The sequence below is a fragment of the Streptomyces sp. NPDC002324 genome (genome assembly GCF_053593335.1).
On the sequence record NZ_JBSFCF010000063.1, the window covers coordinates 1 to 16,803 of the forward strand.

Genomic DNA, 16,803 nt, shown 5'->3' on the forward strand with positions numbered 1-16,803 from the left:
CCCTTTCAGGGGCGCGGGGAACTGCGCGAGAAGCCCCACCGGACCGGCGGACGGGGATCGACGGGCACCACCCCGAGGACGGCGGCCGGGACGAGAAGCGCCGGGGCCTGCCCCCCGTTCAGCCGTGCGGCAGCACCACCGCCCGCCCGTCGATGTCCCCGGCGTGCAGGCGCTCGTAGGCCATCGGTGCCTCCTCCAGCGCGAAGGTCTCCACATGGGAGGAGACGACGCCCTGCCGTGCCAGCTCCACGACCTCCATCAGCTCCGCGCGGCTGCCCCAGTAGGGGAACGAGGCGGACACCTCGAACGGCAGTCCGCCGCCGAAGCCGACCGCCAGCGTGCCGCCGCCGAGTCCGACGATCGTCACATCGCCCTCGACCGCGACGGACGCGGCGGCGACCGCCAGGGTCGGCGGCGCCCCCACGAAGTCCAGGACCACCTCCGCCCCCGTGCCACCGGTGAGTTCCCGGATCCGCCCGGCCGCCGCGTCGTCGGAGAGCAGCGCCTCGTGGGCGCCGACCGTCTTCGCCAGCGCCCGCTTCTCCTCGCTCAGGTCCAGGGCGACCACCCGGGCCGGCGTCAGCGCGCGCAGCAACTGCACGGCGAGATGGCCGAGTCCGCCGACACCGATGACGACCGCGGTGCTGCCCGGCACCAGCTTGGGCAGGGACTTCACGATCGCGTGATACGGTGTCAGCCCGGCGTCGGTGAGCGGCGCCGCCTGCACGGGGTCGAGACCCTTGAGCGGAACCAGATGGCGGGGCGACCGCACCACCATGTACTCGGCCAGGGCGCCGGGGGAGCCGAGTCCGGGCGGCAGAATGCCGAGCCCGGCCGCGTGCGGGCAGCAGTTCTCCTTGCCCACGGCGCACTTGGGGCAGCGCCCGCAGCCCCACGGGCCGTACACCGCCACCGCGTCGCCCTCCGCCGGCCCCTCGACCCCGCTGCCGACGGCCGCGACGGTACCGACCCCCTCGTGCCCGAGGATCATGGGCAGCGGGTACGGGAACTGCTCCTCGGGCCAGCCCATGACCGCCAGGTCGGAGTGGCACAGCCCCGCCGCCGTCACCTTCAGCAGCACCTCACCCGGGCCGGGTTCGGGCACGGGAACGTCCACGACCTCGGGGGGCTGCCCCACCTTGAGGTACTGCAGAGCCTTCATGATCGGTCCTCCTGACGGGGAGCGGACCCGGCCGCGGGTGTCGCGGGAGCCTCGGAGCCGTCGGGTGAGGGGTTCCCCCTGCGGCGGCGCAGGACAGCGGGCAGGGCGATCCGGCCACCCGTCAGGACCAGTGCGACGATGAGGACCGAACCGGTGAACAGACTCGCGGCCCACGGCGCGCTCGTGGCGAGCCCGAGGCCGGTGACGCCGGTGCCGAGCAGCAGGACCGCGAGGACCGTGCCCCAGGCGTTGAAGCGGCCGGCGCGCAGCTGGGTCGCTCCGACGAAGGCCGCGGCGTAGGCCGACAGCAGATACGGGGTGCCCGCGGTCGGTGATCCCGATCCGACCGAGGACGCGAAGACGATTCCGGCGAACCCGGAGAGCAGCGCGGACGACACCAGGGTCAGAAAGCGCAGCCGGTCGGTGCGCACCCCTTGCAGCCGCGCCGCGTCGGTGTTGAAGCCCGTCGCGTACAACCGGCGCCCGGTGGCGGTGTGTTCCAGCAGGAACCAGATGGCCGTCGCGGCGAGCAACAGGTACAGCACCGGCAGGGTGATGCCGCCCGCGTCGAGCTGCGCGATGCTCGCGAACGGCTCGGCCAGCAGCCGCACACCGGTGATGGAGCTGTCGTCGGTGACCATGGTGATCACCGCCTGGATCAGCGCGCCGGTCGCCAGGGTCGCGATGAAGGAGTCGACCCGCAAGCCCACCACCACGATCCCGTTGACGACCCCGATCAGCAGAGCGGCGGTCATCGCCAGGGCGATCGCGGCGGCGGGTCCGAGATCGGTGGAGACCAGGAAGTAGGCGGTCAGCACGCTGGTCAGCGACATGGTGAAGGCGACGGAGAGGTCGAAGACCCGGGCGGCCAGCGGGGGTACGACGCTGAGCGCGACCAGCCCGGCCACGGCGTTGCCGTTGAGTATCTGCTTGACCGTGATGGTGGTCGGGAACGTCTCCGGTGCCCAGACGGAGAAGACCACGGCGATGACCAGCCACACGTACACGGCGCCGATGTTCCGGAACGACAGGAACGACGACAGGGAAGCGGGCAGCGCGGCCTTGGCCGAGGCCGCCCGCCGGCCTCGTGCGGCCGGCACGGGTACCACCGTCCGGGTCGGGGTGGATGTCATGTCACTCGGTTCCTTCCATGGCGTGCACCAGCGCGGGCTCGGTGATGTCGCGGCCGACGAGTTCCCGTGCGATCCGGCCGTCGCGCACCACCAGGACGCGGGTGCACAGGGCGAGCAGGTCCTGTGTGTCGGACGAGGAGACGATGACGCCCATGCCCTCGCCCGCCTGGCGCTCTATCAGGTCGTACAGCTGCAGCCGGGTGGCGATGTCGACGCCCGCCGTGGGTTCGCACAGGGCCAGTACCGGCGGGCGCTGGGCCAGGCAGCGGGCCATGACGACCTTCTGCTGGTTGCCGCCGCTCAGGGTGGTGACGCGGGCTCCGCGGCCCGCCGTGCGCACCCCGACCCGCTCGATCCAGTCCTCGGCGAGGGCGGACTCGCGGCGCCGGTGCAGCCGTCCGCCCCGGGCCCGCAGCCGGTGCAGCAGGGGGAGGGTGAGGTTCTCGCCGACCGAGAAGTCGCCGATCACCCCCTCACCCGCCCGGTCGGCCGGGACCAGGGGGAGACCCAGCCGGGCGGCGTGGCGTGCGTCCGTCCAGCCCTCGTCGCGATCCGGCAGCCGCAGCCTGCCGCTCACCCGCCCGGCGTGGGCGCCGCACACCGCGTACGGCACGAGCTCGTGGCCGGAGCCGACCAGCCCGGTGATGCCGAGGCGCTCACCCCGGGCCAGGTCGAAGCCGATGCCGCGCAGAGGGCCGGCCCGCAGGTCGCGGACCTGCAGTACGGCTTCCTCGGCCCCGTCCGCGCCGGGGCGGGGAGCCGGACGGTGGTCGGTCCCGGTCTCCTCGCCCGCCATCAGCTCGGCCAGCGAGCGCGGGGTGAGTTCGTCGACCCGCCGGGTGGCGATCCGGCGTCCGCCGCGGATCACGGTGACCCGGTCGGCGAGCGCGAAGATCTCGTCCATCCGGTGCGAGACGTACAGCACGCCGGCGCCGGCGTCGCGTACCTCCCGCACGATGTCGAAGAGGCGCGCGACCTCACCGGGCGGCAGCACGGCGGTGGGTTCGTCGAGGACCAGGACACCGGTGCGGCCCTCCCAGCCCTGCAGCGCGGCGGCGATGGCCACCACCGCGCGCTGGACGGGGGTCGCGGTCGTCAGGGGCCGGCGTACGTCGATGCCGAGACCGAACCGTTCGACCAGCGCGGTGGTGCGCCTCTCCATCTCCGGCCAGCGGATGTTGCCGAGGGCCGTGCGGGCGAAGCCGCGGCTGAGCGCCAGGTTGTCGACGGCGCTCAACTCGCCCACCAGGCCCAGCTCCTGGTGGACGAAGCGGAGCCGGTCGTGCCGGGAGGAGGTGACCTGGCCGAGGTCGAAGGGCTCGCCGTCGAGTTCGGCGACGGCCCCCGGTTCCGCGTGGTGGTATCCGGCGAGGACCTTGATGAGGGTGGACTTGCCGGAGCCGTTGGGGCCGATCAGGGCGTGGATCTCGCCGGGCGCGACCTCCAGGTCGACGTCCCGGAGCGCCTGCGTCGCGCCGAACCTCTTCGACAGCCGGGCCACTCGCAGCACCGGCCGGGTCAACTCAGCCCCCACAGCGCCTTGAACTGCGCCTGGTAGTCCTCGACGATCGGGAAGTCGCCGTCGGCCGAGGGCAGGTTGTCCTTGGTGACCAGCATGTTCGGCAGCTCCGCCCGCTGGTCCACGTCCATGGACCGGCCGGTGAAGTGCCGGGCCAGCGCGTCCGCCTGGAGCCAGGCGGTCTCGTGCGAGTTCAGCGCCATCGCGCCGTCGCTGAGGCCGCTCTGGATGTACTGGTAGTTCTGCGCGTCACCGACGTTGACCACGAGATGCTTGCCGGTGAGGCCCGCGGTCTTCAGCGCGGCCGGGACGCCCACGTTGAGCAGGCCGAGTGAGAAGACGACGTGGGTCACCTTCGGGTGCGAGCGCAGGTACGACACCACCCGGTCGGGCATGTCCTTGCCGACCGCGGTGATCGGCACGTCGACCTGGTCCAGCGCACAACCCTCGCACCACTCCTCGTACTTGGCCGCGAAGGAGTCCTTGACGGGCTTGAGGATCGTGTAGGCCGGCAGATCGAAGTACACGGTGTTCGCCTTGGCGCCGCTGTCCGACACCACCCATGAGGCGAGCATCTCGCCCTGGACGGCGACATCCTTGGGGCCGTTCTTCAGCAGGGAGATGCCGTCGCCCGCCACGTCGTCGGCGTTCGACTGGATGACCGGGATGCCGGCCGCCTTCAGCCGCGCCAGTTGCTTGGCGTAGACGGCGCGCGGGAAACCGGAGGCGACGACCGCGTCGGGCTTGTCGCGCAGGGCCTGCTCGTAGGCGGCCTGGACCGACTCGGGGGTGCCCTGGGTGGCGATCTGCTTCACCTTCCAGCCCAGTTCGCCGGCGGCCTCGGTGAAGAAGTCCGCGAGGTCCTTGCAGGACTGGACGCCGCACAGGATGAAGTCGATCTTCTTTCCCTTGGGGATCTTCTTGCCGACGGGCTCGGTGACCGGGATCGAGGCCGGGCGTTCGGAGTAGGTCTTCAGTGCCGCGCGGGCCGCCGTCAGGCCGGGCGAGTCGGGGGCCGCGGCCTGGGAGGTGCCGGCGGCCGGGGTGGAGTCCGAACCGCACGCCGTCAGGGTGAGCAGGGCGGTGGCGGGCACGAGCGCGGTGAGGGCGCGGCGGACCGCGCGACCGGGTGTGGAACTCATCGTCGAGTACTCCGGGTCTGAGGGAAGAACGGACTGCGTCGATCGCCGGCGTGGGGTTCGGCGCGGGCCGTCGGGGTGCCCCCGCGGCGCTGGCCCGGAACCGGAGGACACCGGTCCGGGGCGAGAAACTTATGAGGCACTACAGCCTCAAGTGCGTCGGAGTGTGACATGCCGGGGCGGGCTTGGGGAGGGGGCAGTCGCAAAAAATTCCAGGCACGACGGGTGTGTTCGCGGTGACCTCGTGCGATGTGGGCTTGTCCGTCGTCGGGAGTGTTGCTCCGCGCCATCACAGGTAACTACACTCACTCTCAAGTTTCTGCCGGAGGAGAGATGATGGACGAAACGTCGGAGTCGGGCGCCGCGCGGTGCCCCGGGCCCAGCGTCCAGGACTACCTCGACCAGGACAGCCGGCCCGTTCCCGCCGCCCTGAGGTTCGAGAGGAACGACCACCTCGGCAGCGAGGACATCGACGCCGCCCGCTTCACCTCACGCGCGTGGGCCGAACGCGAGATGGAACGGGTGTGGCGGCGCGTCTGGCAGTTCGCCTGCCTGGAGAGCGAGATCCCCGAGGTCGGCGACCACGAGGTCTACGAGATCGGCGACGACTCGCTCATCGTCGTGCGCACGGCCCCCGACGAGATCCGGGCCTTCGTCAACGTGTGCCTGCACCGCGGCCGCAAACTGCGCACCGCCGGCGGCAACGTGGGCGAGTTCCGCTGCCCGTTCCACGGCTTCACCTGGAACCTGGACGGCACCATGCGGACCCCGCCGTGCGCCTGGGACTTCCCGCACGTCGGCCAGGAGAAGTTCACGCTCCCCGAGGCCCGGGTGGCCACCTGGCGCGGCTTCGTCTTCATCAACATGGACCCTTGTGCGGAGTCCTTCGACAGCTACCGCGGCACCTTCGACGAGTACTACATCTGGCCGCTGGAGGACCGGTACAAGTCGCTGCACATCGCCAAGGTGCTGCCCTGCAACTGGAAGGTCGCTCAGGACGCTTTCATCGAGTCCTTCCACGTGATCGCCACCCATCCGCAGATGCTGCCGTGGCTCGCCGACGCCAACTCGCAGTACGACGTCATGGCGGACCAGCCCCACTGGAGCCGCATGATCAACATCCAGGGCGCCCCCAGTCCGCACGTGGCGGACTGGGTCACGGAAGAGGACGTGCTGGAGACCTTCTACGACTCGCGGGCGTTCTACTCGGCGGCACAGGGCCGTGATCTGGTGCGGGGAGAGGGGGACGAGCTGCCCGCGATCCCGCCCGGCGGCACCGCCCGCCAGGTCCTCGCCCAGCGGATGCGCGAACAGCTGGCGTCCACCGCGCGCCAGGACTTCTCGGCAACCCCCGACACCGAACTGCTGGACGCCATCAACTACCTGCTGTTCCCCAACTTCAACCCCTGGGGCGGCGCCAAGTCCAACATCGTCTACCGGTTCCGGCCCCACGGGCTCGACCCCGACGCGTGCACCGCCGAGATCATCTTCATGTCGGCCCCGAAGCAGCCCGGCGAGATGCCGCCTCCGGCGAAGATCCGCTGGGTCCCGGAGGACATGCTCTTCGCCGACATCCCCGAACTCGGCGTGCTCGGACCCGTCTTCGACCAGGACTGCGAGAACCTGCCCTACGTCCAGCAGGGTCTGAAGGCGATGCGCAAGCCGGGCATCACCCTGGCCAACTACCAGGAGAGCCGCATCCGCCACTTCAACCGCACGCTCGACCACTGGATGGAGAAGTGAGCCACCGCGTGGCGGTCCGGCCCGCCGGTGTCGAGATCGAGGTCCGCGACGGCGAGGACCTGTTCAGCGCCGCCGGACGGCTCGGCTACCGCTGGCCGACCCTCTGCGGCGGCCGGGGCACCTGCCGCACCTGCTTCGTCCGGATCGAGGAGGGCGCCGAGAACTGCTCCCCGGTGGACCCGCTGGAACGCGAGGGCATCGAGGCCCTGCGCCGGCCGGTGGACGGCCTGACCCGGCTCGCCTGCCGGCTCCGGGTCGAGGGCCCGGTGACCGTGACCAAGCGCGGCGTACGCCGCCCAGTGCAGGAGTGAGACCCATGGCCAAGCAAGTGATCCACCCGCTGACCGGGCATGTGTACCGGCTCACCGAGGACGGCCTGGTCGAGGTGACCGACCCGAAGACCGGCGCGCGGGGCGTCTTCGACTTCCAGGCCCGCTGGCAGTCGGGCGAACTGCGCCACGCCGACCTGCAGATGGCCGGCTGGGTGGGCCGGCTCGCCCGGCGGCGCGGCACCCCGCGGCCGGGGGAGTGAGCCGGTGACGCCCCGGACCACCCGGGTGGTCTGCCTGGTGCGCCGGCCCGACGGGGAACCGGTGCCCGGCGACTTCGCCGTCGAGGAGCGCGCCCTGCCGACGGTCGGCGCGGAGCACGTGCTCGTCCGCAACCTGTACATGAGCGTCGACCCGTCCATGCGCGGGCGGCTGGAGAGCACCGAGAAGCACTACACGCACAACTTCACCCCCGGCTCGCCGCTCGACGGCCGTGCCCTCGGGGTCGTGGAGGAGAGCCGCTGTCCCTCGGTGCCCGTCGGTGCCTTCGTCCGGCACCAGCTGGGCTGGCGGGAGTGGGCCGTGCTGGACGGCGCGGACACCGACGGCGCGGAGCGCATCGACCCGCGCCTCGCCCCGCTGCCCACCTGGCTGGGGCTGCTCGGCCAGACCGGCTTCACCGCGTACGTCGGCCTGACCCGGATCGCCGCACTCCGCCCAGGCGACACCGTCCTCGTGTCGGCGGCGGCCGGGGCGGTGGGCACCGCGGCCGGCCAGTTCGCGCGGCTGCTGGGCGCGGAGCGGGTCGTCGGGACCGCCGGAGGACCGGACAAATGCGCCCTGCTGGTCGAGGAGTTCGGCTACGACGCCGCCGCGGACCACCGCGCCGAGCCGGTCCGCGAGGCACTGGCCCGGCTGGCGCCCGACGGCGTCGACGTCTACTTCGACAATGTCGGCGGCGAGCAACTGGCCGCCGCGCTGCACGCGTTGCGTCCCGGGGGACGGGTCGCGCTGTGCGGCATGATGTCGCAGTTCGGCGGCGAGCGACGGCCCGTGGACATCAACCAGCTGATCCAGGCGGTCCTCAAGCGGCTGACGCTGCGTGGCTTCATCGTCCGCGACCACGACGACCTGCGGCCGGAGTTCGAGCAGCGGGTCGCGCAGTGGCTGGCCGACGGCCGGGTCACCGCCCGCGAGACGGTCGTGGACGGTCTGGAGAACGCCGCCGACGCGCTGCTGTCGCTGCTGGACGGCGGCAACGTCGGCAAGATGCTGGTGCGACTGGGCTAGGACCCCATGTCGTGGTCAGCATGCCCTAGTCGGCATGCCCTGGTCAGCGCATCGGGTGTGACGCGGCCACCGTATGGGCCTGGAGGAAGACCCCGACCCGCGTCAGCCCGTCCACGGCCGCCCGGAAGTCCTTGATGTGCGCGGTGGTGAAGTGTGCGTCGAGGGCCTCCTGGGAGGCCCACCGCTCGTACACCCGGATCCGCTGTGCGTCGCCCGGGTCCGCGGTCATCGCGTAGTCCAGACAGCCCGGCTCCTCGGCACGGGTCCGGTCCCCGAGCACGACCAGGTGTGCCAGCATCCTGTCGCGGTCACCGGGCTCGTAGTCCATCCAGCCGGCGACGATGACTTCCCCTGTCATGGAGTGTTCCCTTCGTGGTCATGGCCGTGGGCCCGCCGCCCCGTCAGGCGGAGCGGCGGGCCCACGTGCTTGTCAGACGCCGAGCGGCGCCGGGACACCGTCCACGGTGACGGTGCCCCGGCCCCCGTCGACCGTGATCATCATGCCGTCCCGCAGTCTGCGCGTGCCGCCCTCGACGGAGATGACGGCCGGGATGCCCAGCTCCCGGCATACCACGACAGCATGGCTGTTGAGCGCGCCCACGTCCACGACGGCCGCTCCGGCGACCAGGAACAGCGGCGTCCAGGCCGCGTCGGTGATCGGCGCGACCAGCACCTCGCCCGGCTCCAGCGCCTCGCACGAGGCGGGGTCGGTGACCACCCGGACCCGGCCGGTGTAGGTGCCGTGGCTGCCGCCCACGCCGCTGAGCACGTCACCCTCGACCGCCGACTCGGTGTGTTCCTCGGCGCGGCGCGGCCAGGTGTCGAGCGCGGTCCGGGCGTCGTCGGCGATGAAGAACGGCGGCTCCAGCTCGTGCAGCGCGGCGTACTCCCCCAGCCGTTGCGTGATGACCGGTCCGAACGGCTCCGGGTCGGCGACGTAGTCGTCGAGTTCGGTGTCCAGCAGCATCATCACGTCCTCCGGCCTGGCGAAGCGCCCCGCCTCGACACCGCGGCGCCCCAGCTCCCGTACCGCCATCCGGATCTCGTTGACGACGGTCACACAGTTGGCCTTGGTGCGTTCGCGGGCCGGGATCCACACCTTCGAGGCGTGCATACCGGCGTCGAACATCGGCCGCGTGTCCTCGGGCAGCGCCTCCCGGATCTCCCGCGCGGTCCGCTCGCGGTTCTCGCTGAGCCGGGCGCGCCGGGCGGCGGGGGAGGCGTCGTCGGCGCTGTGCCGGATCCGGTCGACCAGGGCCAGGGCCTGGACGGGCGCCGCCTCCCAGGACAGCGCGTGGATGTCCCACTCGTTGGGGCCCCGGTCGCCGGACGCGGCCAGGAACTCCTCGAACGCGTCACGGAACGCCTTCACGTCCCCGATCGCCCCGTCGAGCGAACGCTCCACGGCGGCCGGGCCCTCGTCGAACAGCGCGGTCAGCTCCGTGGACGCCGCGACCTGACGGGACAGCGTCCACAGCCCGTCCGAGGGGGAGGCCGAGTCGACGTCGCCGAGACCGCCGATGAGGTCCAGCATGGCGCCGGGGCGGCCCACGCTCTCGCACAGCGGGCCGAGGATGGCGGGTCCGACGGACGCGGGCAGCGACGACTCGACGTGCCGCCGGAAGGTCGTCTCCACCTCGTCCAGCAACGACCGCGCGTGCGCGAGAAGTCGGTCGTCCGCGAGCCCGGACAGGTCAGGACGGTCGCGGCGCAGGCGGCGCAGCCGCTCCTGATCGGCGTCGGCCTCGGGGAAGCCGCTCTGGCCGAGCATCCGCTGGAGCGTGCCGCCGGCCTTGGCGGTCAGTTCCGGGTCCTGGTCGTCGGGGTGCGCCGTGTAGACGGGGGTGTCGGAGCGCCGGCCGACGAAGGCGGCGTCGATCTGGTCCGCCGTCTGTCCCATACGGATGCCGAACAGCCGCATGTGCGACAGGTTGAGGTAGAAGTAGCCGCCGAACATCCCGGCGAACGGTGGCCAGGGCCCGGTCACCTCTTCCTCGTGGTAGATCCCGAAGCCGACGAAGCCCTTGCGCCAGCCGTGCAGACCGCGCCCCCAGACCAGGGTCCAGCCGAGCGGGCTGGCCGGTTCCGGAAGGGTCTCGCCCGCGTTGGCCCGGGTGTAGTGGGGCAGCCGCGCACTGCGCTGCCCGTCCGTGATCCAGCTCTTCATGACCGAAGGTCTCCCGCCGTCCGTCCCGGTGCCTACCACTGTGCCGTTCCGCCGTCCACGCTGATCAGCGTGCCCGTGATACCGGCGCCGGCGTCACCGGCGAGGAGGCAGGCGACGGCCGCGATCTGTTCCACGGTGGTGATCCGCTTGGTCGCGGCGTGCTCCGCGAAGCGGTTCAGCCACTCCTCGTACGTGATGCCCTCGGCCTCGGCCGCGGCCGGTCCCGCGGCCCGCATCAGGTCGGTGTCGACGGCGCCGGGGCAGATGGCGTTGCAGGTGATGCCCTGGGTGCCGTACTCGAAGGCGGTCGCCTTGGTCAGGCCGTGGATCGCGTGCTTGTTGGTGATGTAGTGGCTGATCGCGGGCTTGTTGGCCTGCTTGCCCTCGACGGAGGAGATGTTGATGATCCGTCCCCAGCCGCCCGCCAGCATGGCGGGCAGGGCGCGTCGGGTGCCGTAGAAGTAGGCGTTGAGGTTCAGTTTGAGGGCGTCGTGCCAGGCCTCGTCGGTGAGCTGGTGGACCGGGGCGAAGCCCGAGGTGCCGCCGGCGTTGTTGACCCAGATGTCGAGCCGTCCGAAGCGCTCGACGGCGAAGTCGGCGAGGTTCTCGATGTCCTCCTGGCTGTTGGCGTCGCAGGGGTGGAAGACGGCCCGGTCCCCGGCGTCCAGTTCCTCCAGTGCCTGCTTGCCCTTGAGTTCGCTGCGGCCGCTGACGACGACCGTGGCGCCTTCGGCGAGGAATGCTTCGGCGATGGCGCGGCCGATGCTGCGCGTGCTGCCCGTGATCACTGCGACACGTCCGTCGAGGCTGCCCGTGGCCACCATGGTGTTCTCCCGCGAGTGTTGGTTCGTCACCTGGTGGCGCCTGAGGCTCTGTCCAGGGACTGGTGGATGGTGCGGTGGAAGTGCTGGAGTCCGGGCTCGTTGCGTCCGAAGACGAAGTCGGTCCCGTCGAGGGCGGCGAGGCCCTTCTGGACTCCGTAGGTGGTCGCGTAGTCCTCGTCGCGGACCACCTCGTGGAACCACGCGCCGAACCGGTCGGCGGCCTGGCGCTCCTCCTCGGTGACCGCCGGTTCCCGCAGCAGGATGATCTGCTGGGTCACCGACTCGGTGGCCGTCCGGGGGAGCACCAGGGAGACGGCGATCTTCTGCCGCCAGCCGCCGGCGATCGCCAGGCCGGGGAAGAGCCAGTAGATGGGGCCCACGCAGTCGCCCGGGTCACGCCGGTCCGGGGGCTGCTCGACCGCCTGCGCGATCGGGCGCAGGGCGGGGGCGATGCGCTGGTGGGGGCCCCAGGTGTCGTGGGCCATCATGTTGGAGAGGTTCGTCTCGAACACCGTCTTCGGGTGCAGCGAGGCGAAGTGGTAGGTCTCCAGGTATCCGTCGAGGGTGACCTTCCAGTTGGGGCTGGTCAGTTCGCCGGTGGAGTAGTGGTGGCACTCCGCCAGCCGCAGCCCTTCCAGCAGGGGCTGGAGGTCGCCCAGCCAGGCGTCCAGGTCGGGTTCGGCGGCCGGGTCCAGTGAGACGAAGACGATGCCGGCCCGCTCCCCGGCGGGCAGCGTGACGAGGCCGCGCCCCCCGCGCGGGACCTCGCCGAAGGTCTTTTCGGCGTACACACCGCGCAGTTCACCGCTGAGGTCGTAGGACCAGGAGTGGTACGGGCAGGTCAGCCGTCGGGAGACGCCGCAGCCGGGTTCGAGGAGCCTGGCGCCCCGGTGCCGGCAGGCGTTGATCATGGCGTGCACGGCGCCCTGGCGGTCCCGGGTGATCAGCACCGGGACGCCGAGGACGTCGATCGCCTTGTAGGTGTGGGGGCCGGGCAGCTCGCAGGACATGGCGAGCGGCAGCGGGACGGCGCGGTGGACGGCGTCCGTCTCCCGGCGCCAGCGGTCGGCGTCGAGGTAGTGGGCGACGGGTTCCGTCCACTGGCCGTCCGCCTGGTGCGTCGTGCCGTCCCGGTAGTGCGCCATCACGCGTTCGACGAGCTCGGCGGCCTCCCGCCGCATCGCCACGGACGCGGCGTCGGTGGACCGGTCCCGGCTGATCCACGAGGAGTATTCGGGAGTCGAGGGGGCCGAGGGGGCCGAGGGCGGCTCGCTCCCGGCGTCCGTCTCCCGCATCTCCGGCGAACTGGTCTGGACCACGATGTCCTCACAATCCTCCCAGCCGCGAGCCGGTGACCGGCTTCGGAATGCGACAGCTGGGTTGTGTCCGAAACGACAACAGGACTTAGTGTGGTCTGTCAATAGAAAGTGGCGAAGTGGCCACTCGGTGTCCCGTGGAGGTGGGTGCGGTGGTCATGACCCTGCCGTTCGAGGTGGGCGTGGTGGTGCGGGACTTGGAGGCGATGGAGCGCTTCTACGGCGACGTGCTCGGGTGCCGCGCCGTGCGCCGCTCGCGCGTGGCGGAGTCCGTCGGCGGCCCGGCGGGCCTCGGCGGTGAGCTGCTCGTGGTCTGGCTCCAGGTGCCCTCCGGGGGGTGCGTGAAATTGCTCCTCCCCTCGTCACCCCCGTCACTCCCGGCGCCGGAGGCGTCGTCGGCCGGGGTGCTCGCACCGGCCGGACGGCCGGGGCTGTCGTACCTGACCTTCCACCTCGACGACATGGACCCGGCGATCGGGGCGCTGACGGCCGCGGGTGCCCGGCCCCTGTCGGACCCGGTGGTCGTCCTGACGCGGGGCCGGCGGGTCAGCTTCTGGTCGGATCCGGAGGGCAATGCCGTGGAGCTGGTGGACGCGCGGGGACGGGAGTCCGGGTCCGGGGCGTAGTAATTAGAGACGCTGTTCAGTAAGGTGCCTCCATGCTGGTTACTGTAGACCGGCACAAGTAAGTCCGATTGCTTGGCAACTTCCCTCGGGCGAAGGGGCGGACGATGGCTCAACGAGCGTCGACGGCGTCGAAGAAGTCCGCGCAGGTCACCGCGCGGGTCATCAAGGATCTCCACGAACGCATGGTGCGCATCCGGCTGTTCGAGACCGAGGCGGGCAAGCTCATGGAGGCCGGCAAACTGCCCGGCTTCCTGCATCTCTATGTCGGCCAGGAAGCCGTGGCCGCCGGAGTGATGGCCGCCCTGCGCGACGACGACCAGATCACCTCCACCCACCGCGGACACGGGCACGCCGTGGCCAAGGGTGTGGGCCTGCGGGAGATGTACGCCGAGCTGTACGGCCGGGTCACCGGCGCCTGCCTCGGCCGCGGCGGAAGCATGCACATCAACGACGTCACCCGCGGCATGCTCGGCGCCAACGGCATCGTCGGAGCGGGGGTCCCGATCGCGGTGGGCGCCGCCTTCGCCGCCCGGTACAAGGGCGAGGACAGCGTCGCCGTGACCTTCTTCGGCGACGGTGCCACGAACATCGGCGCCTTCCACGAGGGCGCCAACATGGCCGCCATCCTCGACCTGCCCGTCGTCTTCGTCTGCGAGAACAACGGCTACGCCGAGTTCACGCCCCAGTCGAGGCACATGCTGCTCACCGACGTGGCCGAGCGGGCAGCCGCCTACGGCATGCCCAGCGTCATCGTCGACGGCATGGACGCCGTCGCCGTCCACCGGGCCGCCGGCGAGGCCGTCGAGCGGGCCCGCTCCGGCGGCGGCCCCATGATGATCGAGGCCAAGACCTACCGCTTCTACGACCACCAGGGCGTCAAGGGACTGCGGCACCCCTACCGCTCGGACGAGGAGGTCGCCGAGTGGAGGGCCCGCGACCCCATCGACCTGCTCGAAGCCCGCGCCCTCGCCGACGGCACCGCCACCCGCGCGGATCTGGACGACACCTGGCAGCGCACCCGCGACGAGATCGCCGAGGCCATCGCGTACGCCGAGACGAGCCCCCTGCCCGACACCGCCGACCTGCTGGCCAACGTCTACTCGGGATGACCGCCATGACCACCCGCACCGAAGCACAGGCAGCCGCCCCCGGCGGCACGGCCCGCAAACTCACCTACGTCAAGGCCTTCAACGAAGGGCTCGCGCAGGCCATGCGCGAGGACGAGAACGTCTTCGTCGCCGGCGAGGACGTGGCCGGATACGGCGGAGTCTTCCGCATGTTCGACAACCTGCTCGACGAGTTCGGCCCCCGCCGCATGATCGACACCCCGATCTCCGAGGCCGCCCTGGTCGGCCTCGGGGTGGGAGCCGCCGCCCGTGGACTGCGGCCCGTCGTCGACCTGATGTTCATGGACTTCATCGGCGTCTGCCTCGACCAGATCGTCAACCAGGCCGCCAAGATGAAGTACATGTTCGGCGGCTCGGTGTCGGTGCCGCTGACCATCACCACCGCCTCCGGAGCGGGCCTGGGCGCCGCCGCGCAGCACAGCCAGAGCCTGGAGGCCTGGCTCGCCCATGTGCCCGGCCTGAAAGTGGTGATGCCGTGCGACGCGTACACCGCCAAGGGGCTCACCGTCGCCGCGATCCGGGACGACAACCCGGTCGTCGTGATGCTCAACAAGGTCCTGCTCGGCAGCACCGGCGAGGTGCCCGAGGAGATCTACGGCATCCCGCTGGGCCGTGCTCACACCGCCCGGCCCGGTGCCGACGTGACCGTGATCGCCCTGGGCCGCATGGTGGGCGAGGCCCTCGCGGCGGCCGACGAACTCGCCGCCGAGGGTGTGGAGATCGAGGTGATCGACCCCCGTACCGTGCAGCCCCTGGACACCGAGACCATGTTCGCCTCCGTCCGCCGCACCAACCGGGCCCTCGTGGTGCACGAGGCCGTCACCTTCGGCGGGCTCGGCGCGGAGATCGCCGCCCAGATCCAGGACGCGGCCTTCGACCACCTCGACGCGCCGGTCCTCAGGATCGGAGCCCCCTTCTCCCCGGTGCCGTTCTCCCCGGTCCTGGAGAAGGCCTACGTTCCCGATCGCGTCCGGATCGCCCAGGGGTGCCGGCGCCTCCTCGAAAGGTCGTGACCGACGTGGCGGTCGAGGTTCTGCTGCCGAAGATCGGCCTGACCATGCAGGAAGGCACGATCGACGCATGGCTCGTGCCCACCGGCGCGGCCGTCGCGGAGGGCGACGCGCTGCTGCGGCTGGCCACCGACAAGGTCGACGTGGACGTCGAGGCCGAGGCCGGCGGCCGGCTCCACCCGGTGGTCCCGGCCGGCACCACCCTCCCCGCCGGGGCGCTCATCGGCTGGCTGCTGGCCGAGGGCGAACAGCCGCCGGACCCGACCGGTACGCCGATGCCGGCCGGGTCCGGTTCCACCGCCGCCGCGCCGGCGGCCGCCCCGGACGCGGCGGCGGCCGTGTCCGCGCTCGGCGACACCCCCGCCCCGGGCGGCCGGCTCCTCGCCTCGCCGAACGCCCGGCGGGTGGCGTCCGGGGCCGGCGTCGACCTCACCGCCGTACGCGGTACGGGACCCGGCGGACGGATCGTCTCCGAGGACGTGGAGAAGTTCCTCACCGAAGCCGTCGAAGCCGTCGAAGCCGTCGAAACCGCCGAAGCCGTCGAAGCCGCCGCCCCGGTGTCTGCCCCGGACCCGGCGTCCGCCCCTGCCCCCGTCCTCCCCGTCTCGCCGCTGGTCCGCCGCCTGGCGAAGGAGCGCGGCATCGACCTCGCGGACGTCAACGGCACCGGACCCGGCGGCCGGATCCGCAGGTCCGACCTCGACCCCGTCATGCCGGCGCTCACACCGGCGCCCGCACCGGTGTCCGTCCGCAGGAACACCGCGTCGCCCCGGCCCGGAGACGTCCTCCCCCTCACCGGGATGCGCGGCACCATCGCCCGCCGGATGCACGCCAGCCTCCAGGAGATGGCGCAGCTGACGCACGGGTACGAGGTGCGGATGGACGCCGTGGTGACCCTGCGGGACCGGCTCAAGGAGGAATGGGCCGACGGCGAACTGCCCGTGCCCAGCCTCAACGACTTCCTGCTGAAGGCCGCGGCGCTGGCCCTGCGCGAGCACCCCCTGCTCAACGCCACCGTGCGTGAGGACGGCGTCCATCTGCTGGACGGCATCCACCTCGGCTTCGCCGTGGCCGTGCCGGGCGGCCTGCTGGTCCCGGTGATCGAGGACGCGGCGGCGCTGCCGCTGCCGGAGATCGCCCGCCGGTCGAAGGAGCTGGCGCGGGCCGCCCGCGACGGGCGGATCTCCCCGGACCGACTGGAGGGCGCCACCTTCACCGTCACCTCGCTGGGCGGCTACGGCGTGGACTTCTTCACCCCGGTGATCAACCCCGGAAATGTCGCCATCCTCGGGGTGGGCGCGCTCCGGGACGGCGTCGAGTGGCGGGACGACCGGCCGCTGCGGACCCGGGTGCTGACCCTGAGCCTCACGTTCGACCACCGCGCCGTCGACGGAGCACCCGCGGCCGAGTATCTGCGTACGGTCGGCGAGCTGCTGCGCAAACCTCTGCGTCTGCTGGTGTGACCGTGACCGACGGCC

General features: G+C 71.8%; 16 protein-coding genes. 8 read left to right on the forward strand and 8 right to left on the reverse strand.

Annotation, left to right across the window (positions count from 1 at the left end; translation table 11 throughout):
- Positions 1-118: 118 nt before the first annotated feature.
- From ACWCRJ_RS42345 to ACWCRJ_RS42360, 4 genes are read right to left on the reverse strand one after another with little or no spacing between them, the layout of a single operon-like run.
- Positions 119-1,162 (reverse strand): NAD(P)-dependent alcohol dehydrogenase, encoded by a 1,044-nt coding sequence (locus ACWCRJ_RS42345; protein ID WP_450944313.1) that lies wholly within the window; start codon positions 1,160-1,162, stop codon positions 119-121.
- Positions 1,159-2,295, reverse strand: a complete 1,137-nt coding sequence (locus ACWCRJ_RS42350; protein WP_450944314.1) for an ABC transporter permease — start codon at positions 2,293-2,295, stop codon at positions 1,159-1,161. The genes ACWCRJ_RS42345 and ACWCRJ_RS42350 overlap by 4 nt, the downstream gene beginning before the upstream one ends.
- Before the next feature lies 1 nt (position 2,296).
- The gene (locus ACWCRJ_RS42355) at positions 2,297-3,829 is read right to left on the reverse strand and encodes a sugar ABC transporter ATP-binding protein (RefSeq protein ID WP_450944315.1); all 1,533 of its coding nucleotides are present in this window, start codon (positions 3,827-3,829) and stop codon (positions 2,297-2,299) included.
- A complete protein-coding gene (locus tag ACWCRJ_RS42360; protein ID WP_450944316.1) occupies positions 3,814-4,956 on the reverse strand; it encodes a sugar ABC transporter substrate-binding protein in 1,143 nt (380 codons plus the stop codon). The genes ACWCRJ_RS42355 and ACWCRJ_RS42360 overlap by 16 nt, the downstream gene beginning before the upstream one ends.
- Positions 4,957-5,289: 333 nt before the next feature.
- Between ACWCRJ_RS42360 and ACWCRJ_RS42365 the strand changes: the two genes are divergently transcribed.
- The 4 genes from ACWCRJ_RS42365 to ACWCRJ_RS42380 are packed head-to-tail and all read left to right on the forward strand — an operon-like array spanning position 5,290 to position 8,255.
- Complete coding sequence (locus ACWCRJ_RS42365) at positions 5,290-6,696, forward strand: aromatic ring-hydroxylating oxygenase subunit alpha (protein ID WP_450944317.1); 1,407 nt, start codon at positions 5,290-5,292, stop codon at positions 6,694-6,696.
- Positions 6,693-7,007 (forward strand): 2Fe-2S iron-sulfur cluster-binding protein, encoded by a 315-nt coding sequence (locus ACWCRJ_RS42370; RefSeq protein ID WP_450944318.1) that lies wholly within the window; start codon positions 6,693-6,695, stop codon positions 7,005-7,007. The genes ACWCRJ_RS42365 and ACWCRJ_RS42370 overlap by 4 nt, the downstream gene beginning before the upstream one ends.
- 5 nt (positions 7,008-7,012) lie before the next feature.
- The gene (locus tag ACWCRJ_RS42375) at positions 7,013-7,228 is read left to right on the forward strand and encodes a transposase (protein ID WP_450944319.1); all 216 of its coding nucleotides are present in this window, start codon (positions 7,013-7,015) and stop codon (positions 7,226-7,228) included.
- A 4-nt stretch (positions 7,229-7,232) separates the two neighbouring features.
- On the forward strand, positions 7,233-8,255 hold the full coding sequence (locus ACWCRJ_RS42380) for an NADP-dependent oxidoreductase (RefSeq protein ID WP_450944320.1): 1,023 nt from the start codon (positions 7,233-7,235) through the stop codon (positions 8,253-8,255).
- 43 nt (positions 8,256-8,298) lie between these two features.
- Here ACWCRJ_RS42380 and ACWCRJ_RS42385 read toward each other — a convergent pair whose 3' ends face one another.
- The 4 genes from ACWCRJ_RS42385 to ACWCRJ_RS42400 all read right to left on the reverse strand — a co-directional run bounded on the left by ACWCRJ_RS42385 (position 8,299) and on the right by ACWCRJ_RS42400 (position 12,565).
- A complete protein-coding gene (locus ACWCRJ_RS42385; protein ID WP_450944321.1) occupies positions 8,299-8,613 on the reverse strand; it encodes a putative quinol monooxygenase in 315 nt (104 codons plus the stop codon).
- 72 nt (positions 8,614-8,685) lie between these two features.
- Complete coding sequence (locus ACWCRJ_RS42390; protein WP_450944322.1) at positions 8,686-10,422, reverse strand: PEP-utilizing enzyme; 1,737 nt, start codon at positions 10,420-10,422, stop codon at positions 8,686-8,688.
- Positions 10,423-10,454: 32 nt separating this feature from the next.
- Positions 10,455-11,276, reverse strand: coding sequence for an SDR family NAD(P)-dependent oxidoreductase (locus ACWCRJ_RS42395; protein ID WP_450944323.1), 822 nt, complete (start codon positions 11,274-11,276; stop codon positions 10,455-10,457).
- Positions 11,273-12,565: an aromatic ring-hydroxylating oxygenase subunit alpha gene (locus ACWCRJ_RS42400; protein WP_450944324.1), complete on the reverse strand. Its 1,293-nt coding sequence runs from the start codon at positions 12,563-12,565 to the stop codon at positions 11,273-11,275. Before ACWCRJ_RS42400 ends, ACWCRJ_RS42395 begins: the two co-directional genes overlap by 4 nt.
- A 155-nt stretch (positions 12,566-12,720) precedes the next feature.
- Here ACWCRJ_RS42400 and ACWCRJ_RS42405 point away from each other — a divergent pair, with 155 nt between their 5' ends.
- The 4 genes from ACWCRJ_RS42405 to ACWCRJ_RS42420 all read left to right on the forward strand — a co-directional run bounded on the left by ACWCRJ_RS42405 (position 12,721) and on the right by ACWCRJ_RS42420 (position 16,788).
- Entirely contained in the window at positions 12,721-13,188 is a 468-nt protein-coding gene (locus ACWCRJ_RS42405; RefSeq protein ID WP_450944325.1) for a VOC family protein, read from the forward strand.
- 104 nt (positions 13,189-13,292) lie between these two features.
- Positions 13,293-14,297 (forward strand): thiamine pyrophosphate-dependent dehydrogenase E1 component subunit alpha, encoded by a 1,005-nt coding sequence (locus ACWCRJ_RS42410; protein WP_450944326.1) that lies wholly within the window; start codon positions 13,293-13,295, stop codon positions 14,295-14,297.
- A 5-nt stretch (positions 14,298-14,302) separates the two neighbouring features.
- Entirely contained in the window at positions 14,303-15,328 is a 1,026-nt protein-coding gene (locus tag ACWCRJ_RS42415) for an alpha-ketoacid dehydrogenase subunit beta (protein WP_046916842.1), read from the forward strand.
- A complete protein-coding gene (locus ACWCRJ_RS42420) occupies positions 15,325-16,788 on the forward strand; it encodes a 2-oxo acid dehydrogenase subunit E2 (RefSeq protein WP_450944327.1) in 1,464 nt (487 codons plus the stop codon). Before ACWCRJ_RS42415 ends, ACWCRJ_RS42420 begins: the two co-directional genes overlap by 4 nt.
- The last annotated feature ends 15 nt before the right edge of the window (positions 16,789-16,803 follow it).